This window comes from Aminobacter sp. P4_D5 (genome assembly GCF_056401815.1).
In genome coordinates this window covers 1-740 of sequence record NZ_JBFUIP010000650.1, presented here as the reverse complement: position 1 = coordinate 740, position 740 = coordinate 1, and the positions used below count along the sequence as shown (strand labels likewise).

General features: G+C 71.2%; 1 pseudogene. It reads left to right on the top strand.

What is annotated here, in order from left to right:
- Positions 1-136 precede the first annotated feature (136 nt).
- A pseudogene (locus AC1DWF_RS34105) lies at positions 137-740 on the top strand (hypothetical protein); the annotation flags it as partial.

The window sequence follows — 740 nt, the reverse complement described above, 5'->3', positions numbered from 1 at the left end:
ACCCTGCCCGCGGGAAGCGAGCCGTGACCCTCGGAGATGGCCGGCCTGCGATCCTTGCGTGCCGCCAGGAACCGGCGCCCGCCCTATAGGAAGCGAGCCGACTTGCCTGACCCGGTCCGACCCCGACAGGAATGTGATGACGCCCGAGACCATGTCCACCCACGGCCTCCCGGCCGCGCAGCAGCTCGACGCCTGGAGGGGATGGTTCTCCTCGGTCTTCGAGGTCGAGCAGCCGGCGGAGGCCGGCCAAGGCTTCCTCGCCGAGAGTCGCTACTGGCCGCTGGATGGCCTTGCCATCTGCGAGGTCTCGGCCCCCTCCCTGCGTTCTAACCGGACGCGGGCGCTCGTGCGGCGGAATCCGATCGACCACTGGTGCCTCACCCTCGGCCAGCGCGACACGGGTATCCAGAAACGGGACGATTCCTTCCGCGTGCCTGCGCAGACTCCCTTCCTCGTCTCGCTGGGCGAGAACGTGACGAGCGAGCGCGTCGCCGACGAGCGGCTGCACATCTACATGCCACGCGACAGCTTCGCCGAGATCGCCACCCAGCTGGACGCCACGCGCGGCCTCGCGCTGGACACGGGGCTCGGGCGCCTGCTCGCCGACTTCCTGCGCCATCTCGCCCGCCGCCTGCCGAGCATGGAGGCCTCCGATCTGCCGCACGTCACCGCGGCGGTGCGGGGCATGGTCGGTGCGTGCGTCGCCCCCACGCCGGACCGCATCGCCGTCGCGGCAGGAC